Annotated in this window: 12 protein-coding genes; 5 read left to right on the plus strand and 7 right to left on the minus strand. The window is 37.5% G+C overall.

From position 1 onward, the window contains the following. Positions 1 to 143: 143 nt before the first annotated feature. Positions 144 to 887, plus strand: coding sequence for an ABC transporter ATP-binding protein (locus AA650_RS03155; RefSeq protein WP_053537927.1), 744 nt, complete (start codon positions 144 to 146; stop codon positions 885 to 887). Between the two features lie 416 nt (positions 888 to 1,303). On the opposite strand, the gene AA650_RS03160 is transcribed toward AA650_RS03155, so the two are convergent. Continuing rightward, a complete protein-coding gene (locus AA650_RS03160) occupies positions 1,304 to 2,065 on the minus strand; it encodes a response regulator transcription factor (RefSeq protein WP_027403339.1) in 762 nt (253 codons plus the stop codon). Between the two features lie 1,123 nt (positions 2,066 to 3,188). Between AA650_RS03160 and AA650_RS03165 the strand changes: the two genes are divergently transcribed. From AA650_RS03165 to AA650_RS03180, 3 genes are all read left to right on the plus strand, one after another. Next, positions 3,189 to 3,443: a DUF6761 family protein gene (locus AA650_RS03165; RefSeq protein ID WP_053537928.1), complete on the plus strand. Its 255-nt coding sequence runs from the start codon at positions 3,189 to 3,191 to the stop codon at positions 3,441 to 3,443. A 532-nt stretch (positions 3,444 to 3,975) separates the two neighbouring features. Then, positions 3,976 to 5,172: a LeuA family protein gene (locus AA650_RS03170; RefSeq protein WP_053537929.1), complete on the plus strand. Its 1,197-nt coding sequence runs from the start codon at positions 3,976 to 3,978 to the stop codon at positions 5,170 to 5,172. A gap of 337 nt (positions 5,173 to 5,509) precedes the next feature. Beyond that, positions 5,510 to 7,000 carry an MFS transporter gene (locus tag AA650_RS03180; protein WP_053537931.1) on the plus strand — a complete coding sequence of 497 codons (1,491 nt, stop codon included), beginning with the start codon at positions 5,510 to 5,512 and terminating at the stop codon, positions 6,998 to 7,000. Positions 7,001 to 7,385: 385 nt separating this feature from the next. Here the strand turns inward: AA650_RS03180 and AA650_RS03185 are convergent, their stop codons facing one another. From AA650_RS03185 to AA650_RS03210, 6 genes are all read right to left on the minus strand, one after another. Further along, positions 7,386 to 8,219, minus strand: coding sequence for a hypothetical protein (locus AA650_RS03185; RefSeq protein ID WP_199308332.1), 834 nt, complete (start codon positions 8,217 to 8,219; stop codon positions 7,386 to 7,388). Beyond that, on the minus strand, positions 8,197 to 12,501 hold the full coding sequence (locus AA650_RS03190; protein WP_053537932.1) for an AAA domain-containing protein: 4,305 nt from the start codon (positions 12,499 to 12,501) through the stop codon (positions 8,197 to 8,199). The genes AA650_RS03185 and AA650_RS03190 overlap by 23 nt, the downstream gene beginning before the upstream one ends. Before the next feature lie 73 nt (positions 12,502 to 12,574). Beyond that, positions 12,575 to 12,898, minus strand: coding sequence for a Grx4 family monothiol glutaredoxin (gene grxD, locus AA650_RS03195; protein WP_053537933.1), 324 nt, complete (start codon positions 12,896 to 12,898; stop codon positions 12,575 to 12,577). A 108-nt stretch (positions 12,899 to 13,006) separates the two neighbouring features. After that, positions 13,007 to 13,237 (minus strand): BolA family protein, encoded by a 231-nt coding sequence (locus AA650_RS03200; RefSeq protein WP_039199300.1) that lies wholly within the window; start codon positions 13,235 to 13,237, stop codon positions 13,007 to 13,009. 77 nt (positions 13,238 to 13,314) lie between these two features. After that, positions 13,315 to 13,896, minus strand: a complete 582-nt coding sequence (locus AA650_RS03205; RefSeq protein ID WP_053537934.1) for a hypothetical protein — start codon at positions 13,894 to 13,896, stop codon at positions 13,315 to 13,317. Positions 13,897 to 14,072: 176 nt separating this feature from the next. Continuing rightward, entirely contained in the window at positions 14,073 to 15,761 is a 1,689-nt protein-coding gene (locus AA650_RS03210) for an NAD(P)H-quinone oxidoreductase subunit 4 (protein ID WP_053537935.1), read from the minus strand. Between the two features lie 200 nt (positions 15,762 to 15,961). Here AA650_RS03210 and AA650_RS03215 point away from each other — a divergent pair, with 200 nt between their 5' ends. Further along, positions 15,962 to 16,423, plus strand: a complete 462-nt coding sequence (locus AA650_RS03215) for a DUF29 domain-containing protein (protein WP_053537936.1) — start codon at positions 15,962 to 15,964, stop codon at positions 16,421 to 16,423.

Consider the following 16,423-nt stretch of genomic DNA (forward strand, 5'->3'; position numbering starts at 1 on the left):
AAACCAAACTGTGTAAAGAAACGTAAAATCGCCCAAAACCTCTTTACTCTTGCCTTTTGCCTCTTGCCTCTTGCCCTGCCATAACGACAATTTTCAACGCCAACCTACTTATCAAAATAATTATTAATTGTTACCTATTCCCTATGCTGAGGCTAGAATCTGTTAATTTTTATCGGCGGTTACAGCATCAACACCAATACCCAATTTTACAGGATATTTCCTTTAGGGTATCACCGGGCGATCGCCTAGCCATTGTCGGTACATCCGGTGCTGGGAAAACTTCTTTATTACGCCTCATCAACCGTTTAAATGAACCCACGAGCGGCAAAATTTATCTTCAAGATCAGGAATATCGGCAAATTCCCGTTATCCAACTCCGTCAACAGGTAATGCTTGTCCAACAAGAATCTAAGTTATTGGGGATGACAGTTGGGGAAGCCTTAGCTTATCCTTTAGTTCTGCGTGGTCTACCAAAGCAAAAGATTCAGGAACAAGTCAGTTATTGGCAAGAACAACTGCAAATTCCTGAACAATGGTTAGGACGAACCGAGGTACAACTTGCTGCTGGACAAAGACAGTTAATTGCGATCGCTCGCGCCCTAGTTACCGAACCCCAGATTTTACTTCTAGATGAGCCTACATCAGCCTTAGATACTCCCACATCCACTCACTTAATAAATATACTAACTCACCTAAATCAACCCCGTTCCTCGGCAATTCTGATGGTAAATCGCCAAATAGATTTAGCTCAAGCATTTTGTACCCACCTCTTACATCTTCAACAAGGTCAATTAGTAGTCAATCAACCTGCTGCTGAGATAGATTGGAGTAACTTAGCAACCAGCTTAATTCAAGCCGAAACTCAAACACTAGCAGAATGGACATAAACTACCCCATCTTACTTCGTTGAAGATGGGGTTTCTACATCCCCTTAAAGCACATTCTGATGTTATGAGGTACAGTTTTTTATCGCAAAATTCGTAGGGGCGCAGGGCCTGCGCCCTCAATTGCGCCCTCAATTGCGCCCTCAATTGCGCCCTCAATTGCGCCCTCCATTGCGCCCTCAATTGCGCCCTCCATTGTATTTCATAAGAACGAGAATTGCTGTAACTCATTATCTGTTCCCTGCTCCCCTTTCCCTGTTTCATGAACTTTGAGTAAGTAGTGAGACAGAATTAATTACACAATGTAATTGCGTAAGCGTTGCGTGGCGTTAGCCATATGGAACGAAGTGAAATGAAGCAATTCCAAGGGCTGTGATTGCTTCCCTTCCCTCGCAATGACTGTAAATATTTTTGTCCAATTACTTAGTTAGTACAGGAATTTGATTAGTAAATCTTTCTCTTGGTAATTTTGTTTGTGTTTGTGGAACATTAACATTCAAGATTTCCATGTTAAATCTGTATCCCACATTGCGGATAGTTTGAATTAAACTGGGTTGACGTGGATCAAGTTCCACCTTCTTCCGCAACGATAAAACATGAGTATCAATGGTGCGTGGGTTATCAATAGCGTCAGGCCAAGCACGACGTAATAATTCCGATCTACTCAAAGGCACTCCTCCAGCTTGTGCCAAAACATACAATAAACTGAATTCCTGGGGCGTTAAATCAATAAACTCCCCTTGAAACCGCACCCGACGCTGAACTAAATCAATTTGCAAACTGCCATAATCTAAATAGGCTGGTGCAGTAGGTGTCCGGTTACGGCGGATAATTGCCTCAACCCTAGCCAAAAATTCCTGCATTCCAAAAGGTTTGCTTAAATAATCATCCGCCCCCGCTTTTAATCCCGTCACAATATCGGCTTCGTTCGTACGAGCAGATAACATAAGAATTAAAGGCTGTTGTTGACGATGTAACCAGCGGCAAAACTCGACCCCATCACCATCCGATAAATCCGCATCTAGAATGACTAGAGTGGGTTGATGGCTGATAAACACTTCTTTTGCTTGGTAAATACTGGCAGCTTGATGAACTCGGTATTCTAGTTGTTGCAAGTGCCAACCCAACAACGACCTCAGATGGGGATTCCCCTCAACAATTTCTATACAAACCGAACCCACAGTGGTAAAACCCCTTAGCGTTGATGAATCTCAAATTAACAATCTCATGGTTAAGGTTTTGTAGTTTTTGTTACTTCAATAGACATATTCTTCACATTTCCCTCAAAAACCTTGCAGAAAATTTATTTTTTACTTTATTTACAGCCAAGCTAGTAGCTTTATTAAGTTTTTATTACGTTTACATTATATCCATAATAGGTAAATAAAATTACTTTTCTATTAATTGTAGCGACATGAACTAGTAGTCTGTCAACCCGAAAATGACGGGTGAAGGCAAGCAGGGGGCAGGGGTGGGGGAGGTGGGGGAGGTAGGGGAGGTAGGGGAGGTGGGGGAGGGAAGAACAGAAGTTTTTTCCGATCATTACCCATCAAAATAAATTTGACGAACTGCTAGTCACTGAGCGAAGTCGAAGTGCTGACCTCTGACTTCTGACCGGGAATTTTGGATTTTAGATGAAAAAAATTTGGTACAAATCCCCGTCCGTGAGGACGGAAAAATCCTCGCTGCGCTGCGCTGCGTACGCTTCGCTAACGTCAATCCCAAATTTTCAAGCTCTACACTTGGGGGCGGAATCAATCCAAAATCCAAAATCGAGTGATTCCTGACTCCTACCCCATATCATTAAAGTTTATTTTTAGCAATCTGTCTTACTCCTTAAGAGATATGGTAAACTCAATAGGACAATCATTTACCAAAGGGAGTAGCACAAAAATCACACCCGATTATAACCAAAGGTAGAGACAGGTTGTTATTTAGCCCGGAAACAACTAGTAAATTCTAAAACTTGATTTTACAGATTTATCCACTAATGGCTAGATTTGTATTCCCAGTGAACAACGTCTAAAAAATTGGATAAAAATAAATTACCCTTGTGGTTACAAATAGATAGCTAAACTCAAGCTATCAGATCAAAATCCTGACAAAAAATCGTAAAAATACCTTACAAAATCAGCATATTTCCAATTTTTTGGCGTAGGATTTAATTAAGTTTTTAGCTGCTGGGGGGTCTCACCCAAGGTGAAAATATTAACTTATAAGTTAATACAGAAGAGGGAAGTGATACTTCATTAAGCGTGAATAATCATCTACAATTCTCATCGCAAAGAGATTAATACAGCAGTTATGCTCCAAGACACACAAACCATCCGCTACTACCAAAGACTTACCGACGCCTTCGTCGAATTATGGAATCGCGGTTATCGTATGGATGATATGCGGATGTATTTGGATGGATACCTTGCCGCACTTCGACATAGTAACATCATGGAACCATATTGGATTCATCGCTTAGAAGAGGAAGCCAGCCGTTATTTGTATGATGTATCTAACTTCGCAATGGTTCAACCAGAACCCGAAAAACAACATGGCTACTATTAAAGGTACTATCCGATTTTGCTAACTAGCCTACTACCGCCGATGATCATAGCACGATCTTTGCCTTGGTCAATGGGGTATAGGGGACTAAATTTGGGAAATACTGCAATTAGTATGAAATCAAGCCCCCTTAGTTGTACATCACTAAGGGGAATTTTTTTGTTTATTTGTCAATTTAGAAGATTATTAACCATACATTAAGTAGGTTGGCGTTGAAAATTGTCGTTATGGCAAGGCAAAAGGCACTCATGCAAGAGGCAAGAGTGAAGAGGGTTTGGGCGATTTTACATTTCTTTACACAGTTTGGTTTTATTGTGTTCACCTACTTACAGTCATTGGGAGGGAAGGGAAGCAATCACAACCCTGGCGATTGTTTCATTTCACTTCGTTCCATATGGCTTACGCCACGCAACGCTTACGCCATGACATTGTGTAATCAATTCTGTATCACTACTTGTATGAGCATTTATAGACTACAGTTTACGAATATTCTTGAGTAAAATTGACATTGAATAGGTTGAAACTTAGGGTAAATATGTTGCAAATTCTTGACTCTACTTTAAGAGAAGGAGAACAAACTCCAGGAGTTTATTTTTCTCCAGACAAAAAAATGATAATTGCCCAATTTTTAGATCAGATAGGAGTTGATATTATTGAAGTGGGTAATCCCGCAGTAGATCGAGAAATAGCTTTAGCTATCACGCGCATTTCTCAAGCAGGACTTAAGGCGAAAATAGGCGCTCATTCCCTTTGTAAAATAGATCATGTGCAAAAAGCTTTAGATTGTGGTATTGATTTTTTAGGGATATTTTTTAGTGTTTCTAAAAAGCGATTAGAACAAGATTATAATATTGATTTAGATGTAGCAATTGAAAAGATTATTGAAGTAGTTACTTTTGCCAAAGAACAGAAGCATGACTTATTAATTAGATATACAGCAGAAGATACAGTGCGATCGCCTATAGAAAATGTCATTGCCGCAGCCAGTGCCGCAGTCAAAGCAGGAGTGAATATCATTAGTATAGCAGATACAACTGGCTACTCCACACCTTTCCATCCCCAGCGTAGTATGTATTTTTATGTCAAAACCCTAAAAGAAGAATTAGGAAATCGTGGTTTATATCCACAGATAGAGGTGCATTGTCATAATGATAAAGGTTTAGCTTTAGCCAATGCCTTAGATGCCTATAGAGGAGGCGCAGACATTATTGATGTAGCCACAATGGGATTAGGAGAAAGAGCAGGAATTGTTGATTTAGCTGAACTATTAATCAATTTAATAGATATGGGTGAAAAAGAAAAAAAATGGCAACTTAACTATCTAGAAGAGTTATATAAATTCGTGAGTCAGCACTCTCATATTCCCATTCCTCCCCATCAAGCTATCACCGGAAAAAATGCCTTTACCCACTATGCTGGAGTTCATGTTAAAGCTGTAGCCAAAAATGAGGAACTTTATCAAAGTTTAAATCCGCAACTTCTCGGCAAACAAAGTAGTTTTGCATTAGGAATGCAATCAGGATATACTGCTGTGCAAATGGCACTGAAGCAAATTGGTCAAGGAGAACTAGCTGAAAATAAAGACCTTGTAGATAAAATTCTCCAAGAGATTAAAGTAATTGCCAAAAGAGGAACTCCCATTGATATCGAAGCAGAACTACCGAAAATTATAGAACAATTTAGTGTAGCAACACATCCATTCGGGAACGATATTTGTAATTTATCTGTTTGAGTTCAGGAATGAATTAAGAATTAAGTTCACCCTTGCTTATTTTGTCTTAATTATTCCTACTGCTTCTTTTTGACTCCTGATATAAGTAGGTGAACACAATAAAACCAATCTGTGTAAGTAGGTGAACACAATAAAACCAAACTGTGTAAAGAAATGTAAAATCGCCCAAACCCTCTTCACTCTTGCCTCTTGCCTCTTGCCTTTTGCCTTTTGCCTTGCCATAACGACAATTTTCAACACCAACCTACTTAAAGAAAAGTAAAATCGCCCAAACCCTCTTCACTCTTGCCTCTTGCCTTGCCATAACGACGATTTTCAATGCTAACCTACTTACAATATGTTAAAAACTCAAGAACCTGAATTTAATTGTCTCAAAACTGAAATCAAACCATCTGCAAAATGGTGGACTATACTGAGCGTTAGTATTGGTGTATTTATCTTTTCCTTAGATGTTTATATAGTTAATCTAGCTCTACCAATAATGCTGGAATCACTACATACGACCTTTGCAAATAGTCAATGGGTAGTATTGAGTTACCTGTTAGCAATATCTATTTTTGTTTTGAGTGCTTCTAAATTAGGCGATATATGGAGTAAAAAGAAGTTGTACATTATCGGTATGATAGTGTTTACAATTAGTTCTTTGCTATGTGGACTTGCCCCAAATATAGGCTTTTTAATAGCTTTTCGTGCCATTCAAGGAGTAGGGGCTGCATTTATCTCAGGACTAGGAACAGCGATGATTGTAGAAGCTTTCCCAGTGGAAGAACGAGGGCTGGGTTTAGGTATTCGCGCTGGAGTATTTGGTTTAGGAATGATGTTGGGACCAACAATAGGAGGTTTATTAGTTAGTATCGGAGATTGGCCTTTAATTTTCTTTATTAATGTGCCAATTGGGATTATAGGGATTTTAATTATGGCTTATTTTGTCCCCCCTTCTATTGTTAATGGAGAAAAACAACAGTTTGATATCATAGGAACTATAGTTATCACATTTATATTAACTTGCTTTATATTGGCAATAACCTTATTAGAAGAACAGAATCATGACTTAAATATCATTCTAGCTTTACTATTTTTATCTATGATTAGTTTAGCTTTTCTCATCTTCATAGAAATGCGGACTGTCACCCCTATTTTAGATTGGAAAATTTTTAGATCTTTAGACTTAAGTTTAGGTTTAGGATTGCGGTTTATAGGTAACTTCGTGATTGCCGGATCAATCTTTATCCTCCCTTTCTTTTTCAAACTAGTCAAACAATATCCTACTAATAAAGCTGGTTTTCTATTAGCAATTCCACCGATTATCATTGTTTTAACCGCACCTATGGCTGGGACGCTTTCTGATAAATTTGGCTCACGGATTATTAGCATAACAGGATTATTATTAATGGCTATTGGCTGCTTTTTAATCAGCACATTTAACGCAGAATTAACGATAATCAATTATATAATTGCAATTATTCCCTATGGGTTGGGTATAGGAATGTTTCAATCTCCCAACAATAGCGCCATTATGGGAGCAGCACCACAAGATAGTTTAGGGATTGCTTCGGGTTTATTATCCTTGTCACGAATATTAGGACAAACTATAAGTGTGCCATTAGTGGGAGCTATATTTTCATTTGTGACTCTTAACAATACTCAACTAAACACAAATATTAATATCACTAATGCACCTGTTGCATCATTAGTTTTAGGTACACAAATTACTTTTCGCTTCATTACTATTCTCTTAGTTATTTCTACAATATTTGCAATTTATTTATGGTGGATTAAACAAAAGCGAGTATCAATGGAAAAACTCATTTCTGATATAAGTAGGTGAACACAATAAAACCAAAGTGTGTAAAGAAAAGTAAAATCGCCTAAAGCTTCTTCACTCTTGCCTCTTGCCTTTTGCCTCTTGCCTTCCCAAAACGACAATTTTCAATGCTAACCTACTTAGATACCTGACTTAAGGGACTTCCAATTAAAAAAATACCCAAAAATTTCTTGTGGTGCGGGCCGAAAAGCCCGCTAACCATCAAGGACGGGCAGGATGCCCATCCCACAAAATTGGGTAATTTATTTTTTGGTGTTCCCTAAGTAGGTGAACACAATAAAACCAAACTGTGTAAAGAAACGTAAAATCGCCCAAAACTCTCTCCCTGTTCCCTGTTCCCTTGCCATAACGACAATTTTCAACGCCAACCTACTTATTTAAGAAGTCATTAATCTGGATTGGATTTTAAATGGATGGTTTCCTCAGATAATTGACACAATTCTTCTAGGGATATCTTTTTGTCATTGTATAATTCTTCAATCTTCTTGGTAGCAGCTTCTAAAATTTCCTGACCACTTCTGATTTCGATGTTTAATTTATTTAGATTTTCATCAAAAACCACAAATAGCGATATATTTCTCCCAATAGTTTGTGTACTACCTTTCACCTTAAAATCAGTCACAAATTTACCTTCTGTGGGGACATGAAGAGGTAAATGGCAAGATTGAATAATGTCCTGAATATCTGCAAGTTGTAGCCTGGAAATTGGGGTAATTTTCACTTCTATATTCACAAATTCTGCTAAGTCTGGTTGCTTAATTACAACATCTTCTAATGACTCATATTGAAATATAATTTTCCCGGCTAAATTATCAGTAATTGCATAAATTTGCATAGAGTATGGAGGTTTAGGTACAGAACCCTGTGCATAGAATAAACTCCCCTCTGCTGTGACAGTGATTTGAGATGTATCTGCTAGAGTTTGTAAAGATTGCAGATTAGCAATAGTGCTTTTAACAAATACAGAATCTAGTCCTAAGATAGACGCTAAATCATTAGCGGTAGGTGGGGGATTAAACTCCATACCAGCACGAATAATAAACTCTTCTAAGACATTAAATTTGCGAGATTCTTTAATAGTTAATTCTAAGAAATTTTGAGTTACTGTATAGCCAAATAGACGTGCAGCTAAAACTAACAAACCAGAATTTTCAGTTTCAATTTTCTCAACTATATATTTTAGATTTTCATCAATCTGTTTAACTACAGAAGCAGGAAACATCAATAAAACCTCCATGATAATTAACAGTGTTGGCAACTTCAGAATACATATTACCCACTGTACCGGGTTTAGCGGTAAATAAATCGTGACAACCGACAATTACCAATAATTCTTGAGCGCGGGAAAAAGCCACGTTTACCCGTTCTGGTTTATTTGCAAATCCCACATCTCCTTGATGATTATTCCGCACCATACTGACAATTACTACTGGTCTTTCCATACCTTGAAATCTATCAACTGTACCTGTTCTGATTTGTAAAGAAGGGAAAAATTCAGATTGCAACCGTTCATCAATTTTCCGTAATTGAGCGCCATAAAATGTAATTACAGCTATTTCTTTTCTTGGTTCTCCATTTGCAACTTTATTCACCCAAACTTTCTCAAATTGATGACAGATACTTTCAATCACATCAATTTCTTTAGTATTCAAAAATGAAGTTCCACTTCGTTCTTCTTGAAATTCATTTTCTCTGGGCATTTTTACCCAACATAAATGATTGTCAGGTTGAATAATTTCCCCTGCTAAATTATGAGCGCGTTTTGTATCAGGTTCTAAAATCCCACATTCCAATTTACCATGATAAAATTGATTAATTGCGCCCATAATCATTGGGTGCATTCGATATTGAGTATTCAGCATTTTTTTAATGCTTTTATCTGCGGTTTCAAACTGACTTTTAAATAATGACTCTTCTAAAAATTGCAATTCTTCTCTGGTATTACCCATTGTTTTCGCAACTTCTTCCACAGTGCTAGTATCAAGCATAGGTGGTAATTGCCGATGATCTCCTACCATGACTAATTTTTTACCTTTCAAAGCCGGAATTAGCAATTCTGGAGGAGTGCATTTACTAACTTCATCAATAATCACAACATCAAAAGATTGAAATTCTTCTGAGAAATTATAATTTGCCGCTTGGACGCAAGTAATACCAACAACGTTAGCATTATCTAAATAGATTCCCCTTAAATCTTTACTATCTTGTTCTGAAGGTTTACGAAGTTTTGCAACCCAATCTTGCACAAAGTTTTGATATTTTTGCAGATAATTTTCTTCACTTTTTAGCTGTCGTTTCCATGATTTAAATTTATTTTGAATACTGCATAAAGAGTCTGAATCAAATAAATTATCATTAGATAATTCTGGTTTGAGTTTATCTGGGATTGTTTGCCAAATTGACTGCCACCAATTCCGTTCGCTAATTAAACTAGCTGATAACTGTAATTGTAATTTCTGTTCTAAATCAGCTATTTTTATTTGTAATTCTGCAATTTCTTGTTGATAAATATCAGCTTCTGCTTGCAAATTTATGAACTCCTGATTTAAAGAGTCTTTAATTGTTGCTAAAATGGTAAAAGGTGCTAATGAGGAAATCAGAGTTTCCATTTCATTGACGCGATTTTCCCAAAATTTGACTTGCTGAGAAAATTCCTGCGGTTGTTCCCAAATATTTGCTTGTCTAGTCAGATATTTTTCTGCTATAATCCTTAATGGCGCAGGGATATTTTGCTGTTTATGAAGTAATTGTAAGTTATGAATAACTTCTGCCAGGTTTAAATTAGCAGCTTCTTTGCTTTTTCTTACCTGAGATTTAGCTTCAGATATTTGTTCTGAAGAAATTGCATTTTGCGGAAGTTCTTGAAATTGCTGGTTTAAAATTTGTAATTGTTGTTCAGCTTCAGTTTTAACTCTTAAAACACATTGACGGGCATGAACTAAGATAATATCTAGTAATTCTTGGGTAATGCGGGTAAGAGTAGCTTCAACATTGTTCCATTCAAAGGAATTACTGTATGTTTTTTCCAATCTAATTAAAAAGACTTGAGTATTTTCAACTAGCAATTTTCGCTGTTTAGGATTGAGGAGTTGATAATTTTGGAGTTTTTGATAGGTTGTTTGCCATTGAATTTGATCGGGTTTTGATAATACTATCGGAATTTGACTAAAACTTTGCTGTAAAAAATAACTAAAATCATGTTTTTTACCTTTCCTATCTATAAAATTACCTTCTATTTCATAAGCTATGGCTTTTGTTAATACTCCCCAATCTGGTAAACTGATTTGATAGTTTTTAGGAACAATAGTTAATTTTAATGTCTTAGCAAACATCAATAAACCTAATGGTAAATCTACCATGTTTTCTGTTAAAACTAAATTAGATTGTTGACATTCTTTTAAGACTTGATACAAGTTGTTGTTAGCTGTAGACTTCCATTCGACAACAGCTTCAATAATATAATCAATTTCCCGTTTGCGATTTTCCCAAATTTGGATTGTTGGCTGTAAATCGTTTTGGTTATTAAATTTTTGATAATCTGTTTCTAATTTCTCCAAGGATAAAGAATGCTGTTGGAAAATATAAACTAATTTTGCTACTTCGGAAATAGCTAAACCTACATCATTGGCATTTTTTAATCCTGGTTTAAATCCAGAAAGATGTGTTGTGATATTTTCCTGTAACCAAACTGCTAACCCAAATGCGCCAAAACCTGGACGGACAAAACCAAGTTCTTCAATACATTTGATAGCTTGACGCACATTTTCTCGAAAATCTTCTACTTGTTGGTTATTTTCTGTATAAGGTTTAGTTTGTGGTAAAAAATTGTTAATTTCTGAAGATTCCCAGTCTATATTTGTGGAATTTTTGAGAATGTTTTCTAAACCAGTAATTAAATATTCAATTTCTTTTTTCTTGACTAAAGTTTGATGATATTCAAGCTGTTGATTTTGATAAGCTGCTTCTAAATTTTGTTTTTCGGTTTTGAGTTCATTCTGTTGCTGATTGATTTCTGCTTCTGCCAGAAAATAGTCTGTGAATCGTGGTAATAACAGTAATAATTGATTGAGAATTTTGATATTTTCGTGACGTTGACTGAGATTATTTTCACAGTCAGTGGCGGTATTTTGTAGCCATGTACCAATTACTTGATCTTCTAAAAATGGCTGTCCTTCTTCACCAACTTTTTCGGCTCGTCCCTTCCTAATAGCGCGAATAACGGGATTATGTACTAAGCGACTGAGGGCGTTATCAACGGCTAAATTGGCTTGAGAGGTAATTAATGTCCGTCCTCCACGCAAAGCTACCTGATAGCAAATTTCCGCAATTACGGTAGTTTTCCCTGTACCTGGTGGTCCCTGAATTAGCACTAAGTCCTCTGCGGACAGGACTTTTTCAACTGCGGCTTTTTGTCCAGCATTTGCGGAGGATAATAATAAGTCTTTTGAGTTAAGTTTAATCCTTTTGATAATCGGTCTGGCTTGGGAAGCGTCGAATAAAAAGTTACCTAAATAGGGATTTTGAGTGCGTCCTTGTCTTAATTGTTCTAAAGCTTTTTCTTTACGTTCGATTTGTTTGATGTCTCCAGCAGCATCAAAAAATAAGTAGCCTTTATTGGGAAGTTGATAATTACCTTTGGCTATATATTCGATTAGTTCTCGTTCTAGGCGAATATGAATAAGATTATGTTTTTGATCAATTTTTTCAATAGTTCCTAATTGACGACTGTGGCGACGATTTTTATCTGTCGGTACGGAATCGAGAAAGTTGACTTCCTGATTTTTGGCTTTTTTGACCCGTTCCCAGAAATTCTCCACACCTAAAATATTCTCTTCAGAACCGTTAAGCGTAGCTGAATTAACTTTAATTTCTAACGCGATTTGTCGAGAATTTGAGCTATTGTTAGCAATCAGAAAAGATACACAAAATTGGCGTGATTTAGCAATCCGTTCTTCTACTTTTAAAAAGGCTTTCCAGGCTTTAAGTTGATCTTCGGTGGGGACATGATTTCCGCAAATTGGCATATTTTTTATTTTTGCCAATAATGGTTTGGGAATATCCAAATGATGTTGATGATTTGGGCTTAGTCGCAACCAATAGGGTAAGGCATAGCCATCAATATTTCCTCGCAATTCATGTAGTAAATAAGCTGATAAAATTTTAAATCCGCCATGTCCATCTTGACGAATAGCAGCTTTAAATGCTAGGGTCTTTCCTAGCTGTTTCAGTTTTTTTGGGAGTTGAAAGTTATCTTGGTCTGTGGCTATAGTTAGTTCCCAAATCTCTTCTCCTGATTCTTTTCCTGTTCCTTGACGACGAATATAAAATAAACCTGGTTGTTTACCAACTAAATCAAATAATAATTCATTGGCACGTTCTCGTCGTTCTCGAAAGTCAGGATATAATTGTAGGGATGATTGACCTTCAAAATGGCGAACTAAATTATCAACTGCTGAACCTATGAATGTATAACCACAATCTTCTATCTTCGTTTTATTATTCATAGTTTTTGTAATAAATAAGGAATCAGATCCCCGACTTCTTAGAGAAGTCGGGGATCTTTATCTTGTGTTGATATTAAGAAGCTAGTGCTACTTCTACCACTTCCTGTAATTCACCTTTGTTGTACATTTCAATCAAAATATCAGAACCGCCAACGAATTTACCATTGATGTATACTTGAGGAATTGTTGGCCAGTTGGAATATTCTTTGATGCCTTGACGAATTTCTTGATCTGCAAGTACGTCAATGGTTTCAAAGGGAACTCCTAATGTATTGAGAATTTGGACAACGTTATTAGAGAAACCACATTGGGGCATTAATTTGTTGCCCTTCATGAAAACCATAATTTTGTTTTCTTCTACCAAAGTATCAATTCTTTCTTTAAGTTCTGGGGTCATGATTAGTTATTTCCTTATGTTACTGAAATTCAAGAGTTGATCCGATTTTAGATTTTGTTTTCTGAATCCAAAATCCCAAATCTAAAATTAGTTTGTTGTTTGTCAAGCTTAGGGAGTGGAGGTTTTAAGTGCTAAAGCATGAATCGCTTCTGTGGACATGGCTTCTTGCAATGCGCTATAAACTAGTTGGTGTTGTTGCACTAGTCCCTTACCTGCAAACTGCGATGAAACTACTGTTACTTGATAGTGATCACCACCACCTGTCAAGTCTTGTACTTGCACTTGGGCATCTGGCATTTCTGCCTTGATCATTGCCTCTACCTGTTGCGGACTTATCATCGCCATTCCTGAAAAACTTACTTCTCTATTATTAACAGATATGTAGCGGTTGGCTGTTGCCTGTTAGCATTTGCCGATTATTTTTTACCTTGACGCGGAAAGGGGACATCTACAAAACCTAGTTCAAATAATTGTTGGTATGCTTTTGTGCCTAGTTCTCTGGTGGGGTTTTGACTTTTGATGATTTGCACTAGTAAAGGTATGGCTAATTCTGGCTGATTTTGCGCTCGATGTACTAGGGCTAATTGATAGGTGGCTTCATCTCGCTTTTGGGCAGTTGTTAAAGCATTTTTGCGGTAGGCATCGGCGGCACGAATGTCAATACCGGCAAAACTAGAGTTGAGGTCTTGGTAAAAGCTTGATAATTGATTATAAACTTGGCGGGCTTCTTGGAGTTTTTTGGCTGCTAGGGCGTAGTTTTGACTAGAAACCGCTTCGGTTGATTCTTTCATCAAGCGATCGCCCCCCTCTATACTTAAAAGATTATTGCTTGTTCCTGTAGGAGTAAGAGTATTAGGTTTATCTGTATCAATCGGTTTTGGTTTGGCTTGACTAATAGGATTGGATACCTTTTTCCCTTCAGCATAGGTAGGTGATAGCAGTCCCAAAGATACTATGAGTGATAAAGATGTTAAGCGAATTAAGGTAGCAGCATTCATGAGTTTAATTAGGGCAACAATTCTATAGAAAAAGTTGGGAAACCTTGTGTATCTTAACTCTCTTTGTCCTAGAGATAAAGTTAGTTACTTGATAACTATTCCAAAAGCTGAAGAAAAAATCCCCCAACTACCGCTAGAGGATATATTCTCCATACTTTTTGTTAGTCGTCAGTTACCTATTTTAAAGTTCCCAAAACAGGTGTTAACTCAGTCGCTGGAATCTGCGGATTTAAGAATCCACTCGCATAAATATGAGGATTGGTTTGGGAAATAATCGTATAAGATTGGCGAACATGAGCATTGACAGCTACAGTTTTTGCATCATACATTTGCATAGCCACCTTCGGGTAGAAACCAATACCAATAATCAACACCAGAAAACAGGCAGCAATAAACACTTCACGGGGTCTGGCATCACTATATACAGTTTCCGTTGGTAAAAGGCAATCTGTACCAAAACAAGCCGTTCCTTCATCTTCCTGATTTTCTAAATCAGCATTGTTAATATCGCAAATCAGGGCTGCACTAGAACCATAAAATACTTCACGCAGCATAGAAAGTAGATAAATAGGTGTGAGGATAACTCCCACAGCCGCTAGGAAAACTGTGACGGTGCAGAATGTAGAGGTGTAAACATCACTAGTTGCTATTCCCACGAAAACCGAAAGTTCACCAACAAAGCCACTCATTCCCGGTAAAGCCAAAGATGCCATAGCCCCCATTGTAAACAGGGCAAACACTTTTGGCATGGCTTGACCAATACCGCCCATTTCTGCCATCATCATCGTGTGGGAGCGATCGTAAGTTACACCAGCCAAGAAGAATAACACGGAAGCAATTAAACCATGTGATATCATCTGCAACATTGCACCGTTGATACCCAAATCGGTGAAAGAAGCAATTCCTATTAATACAAAACCCATATGGGAAATTGACGAATAAGCCAAACGCCGTTTCATATTCGTTTGAGCGAAGGAATTTAAAGCACCATAGATAATGTTGACAACACCGAGAATAGCCAGAACCGGCGCAAAGTAAACGTGAGCATCGGCAAGTAAGTCAAGATTCAGGCGAATTAGTCCATAACCGCCCATTTTCAACAGCACACCCGCCAAAATCATGGATACTGGAGAAGATGCTTCACCGTGAGCATCCGGTAGCCAAGTATGCAATGGGAAAATCGCCAATTTTACGCCAAAGGCAATTAACAAACCCGCATATAGTAGGAGTTGCAGGGTGAGAGGATATTCTTTCTGTGCGAGTTCTGCAATATCAAAAGTGACATTTCCGCCGCCATATAGCCCCATTGCTAGGGCTGCTACCAAGATAAATATAGAAGCTGCTGCGGTATAAAGTAAAAATTTTGTAGCTGCGTAGCGTCGTCGTTGTCCACCCCAAATACAAACTAGTAAATATACGGGGATTAGTTCGACTTCCCACATAATGAAAAATAACAGCAAGTCTTGGGCGACAAATACCCCAACCTGTGCAGAATACAACACAAGCATGAGAAAATAGAAAAGCTTTGGTCTGCGGTCAACTTGCCAAGCTGAGAACATCGCCAGTGTGGTAACAAAGCCCGCTAAAAGTACCAACGGGGCGGAAATACCATCCACAGAAACAGCCCAGTTTAAGCCCAATTGAGGCATCCAGACATAATTTTCTACCAGTTGAAAATTCGCATTACTGGCATCGTAATGTTGCCAAAAGGCATAACACATGAAAATAAAGTCGGCAATACCTATGCCTAGTGCATACCATCTGACAAGTTTGCCATCTTTATCTGGCAATACGGGGATGAACAAGGATGCTACCAGTGGAAATAGGACAATCGCGGTAAGCCAAGGAAAATGATCCGCTATCATGTCAATAGGAAAAAATACTTATTGGTTGATGATGTTATTGTACTAAACTTTTTAACAATTTCTTTATAAGTTTTTACCCCAGTTTGGCATACAAGAATATATACCTAAATAAATCTTATGCTTAGGATTGAGTAGATTGAAACGTTTTCCTTTGTCTCCCCGATGATTTAAAATAAGGTATTAGACGTACTGTTAAATCAATGACTGAAATTCAATTGGCTAAAACAGGTCTTGATAATCGAGATCAGTACCTCTGGTTAGAGGAGACAATCCTAAAACTCAAGGCGCGAGATTTTCACGGTTTGGATGTGGAACATTTAATTGAGGAGATGGAAATCTTGGCGAGTAGGGATAGGGCTGAGGTTGAAAGCCGCCTAATTGTACTATGGGTGCATTTATTAAAACGGATTTATGTTAATAGTGAATATGATAATCGTGGATGGGAAGTGACAATTCGAGAACAACGTCGTCAGTTAAGAATTCTTCTCAAACAATCCCCTAGTCTGAAGCGATATTTTACAGCAGTATTAGATCAAGCTTGGGAAGAGGCGCTGATGGAAGTTAGGGAAGATTATCCTAGTTTTCAATTTCCTGATGTGTGGGATTTTAGTCTGAATGTTGATGCGCTTTTGAGTGAGAAGTTTTGGGATTTTGTTGGGTAG

Source organism: Anabaena sp. WA102 (genome assembly GCF_001277295.1).
Taxonomy (GTDB): Bacteria; Cyanobacteriota; Cyanobacteriia; order Cyanobacteriales; family Nostocaceae; genus Dolichospermum; species Dolichospermum heterosporum.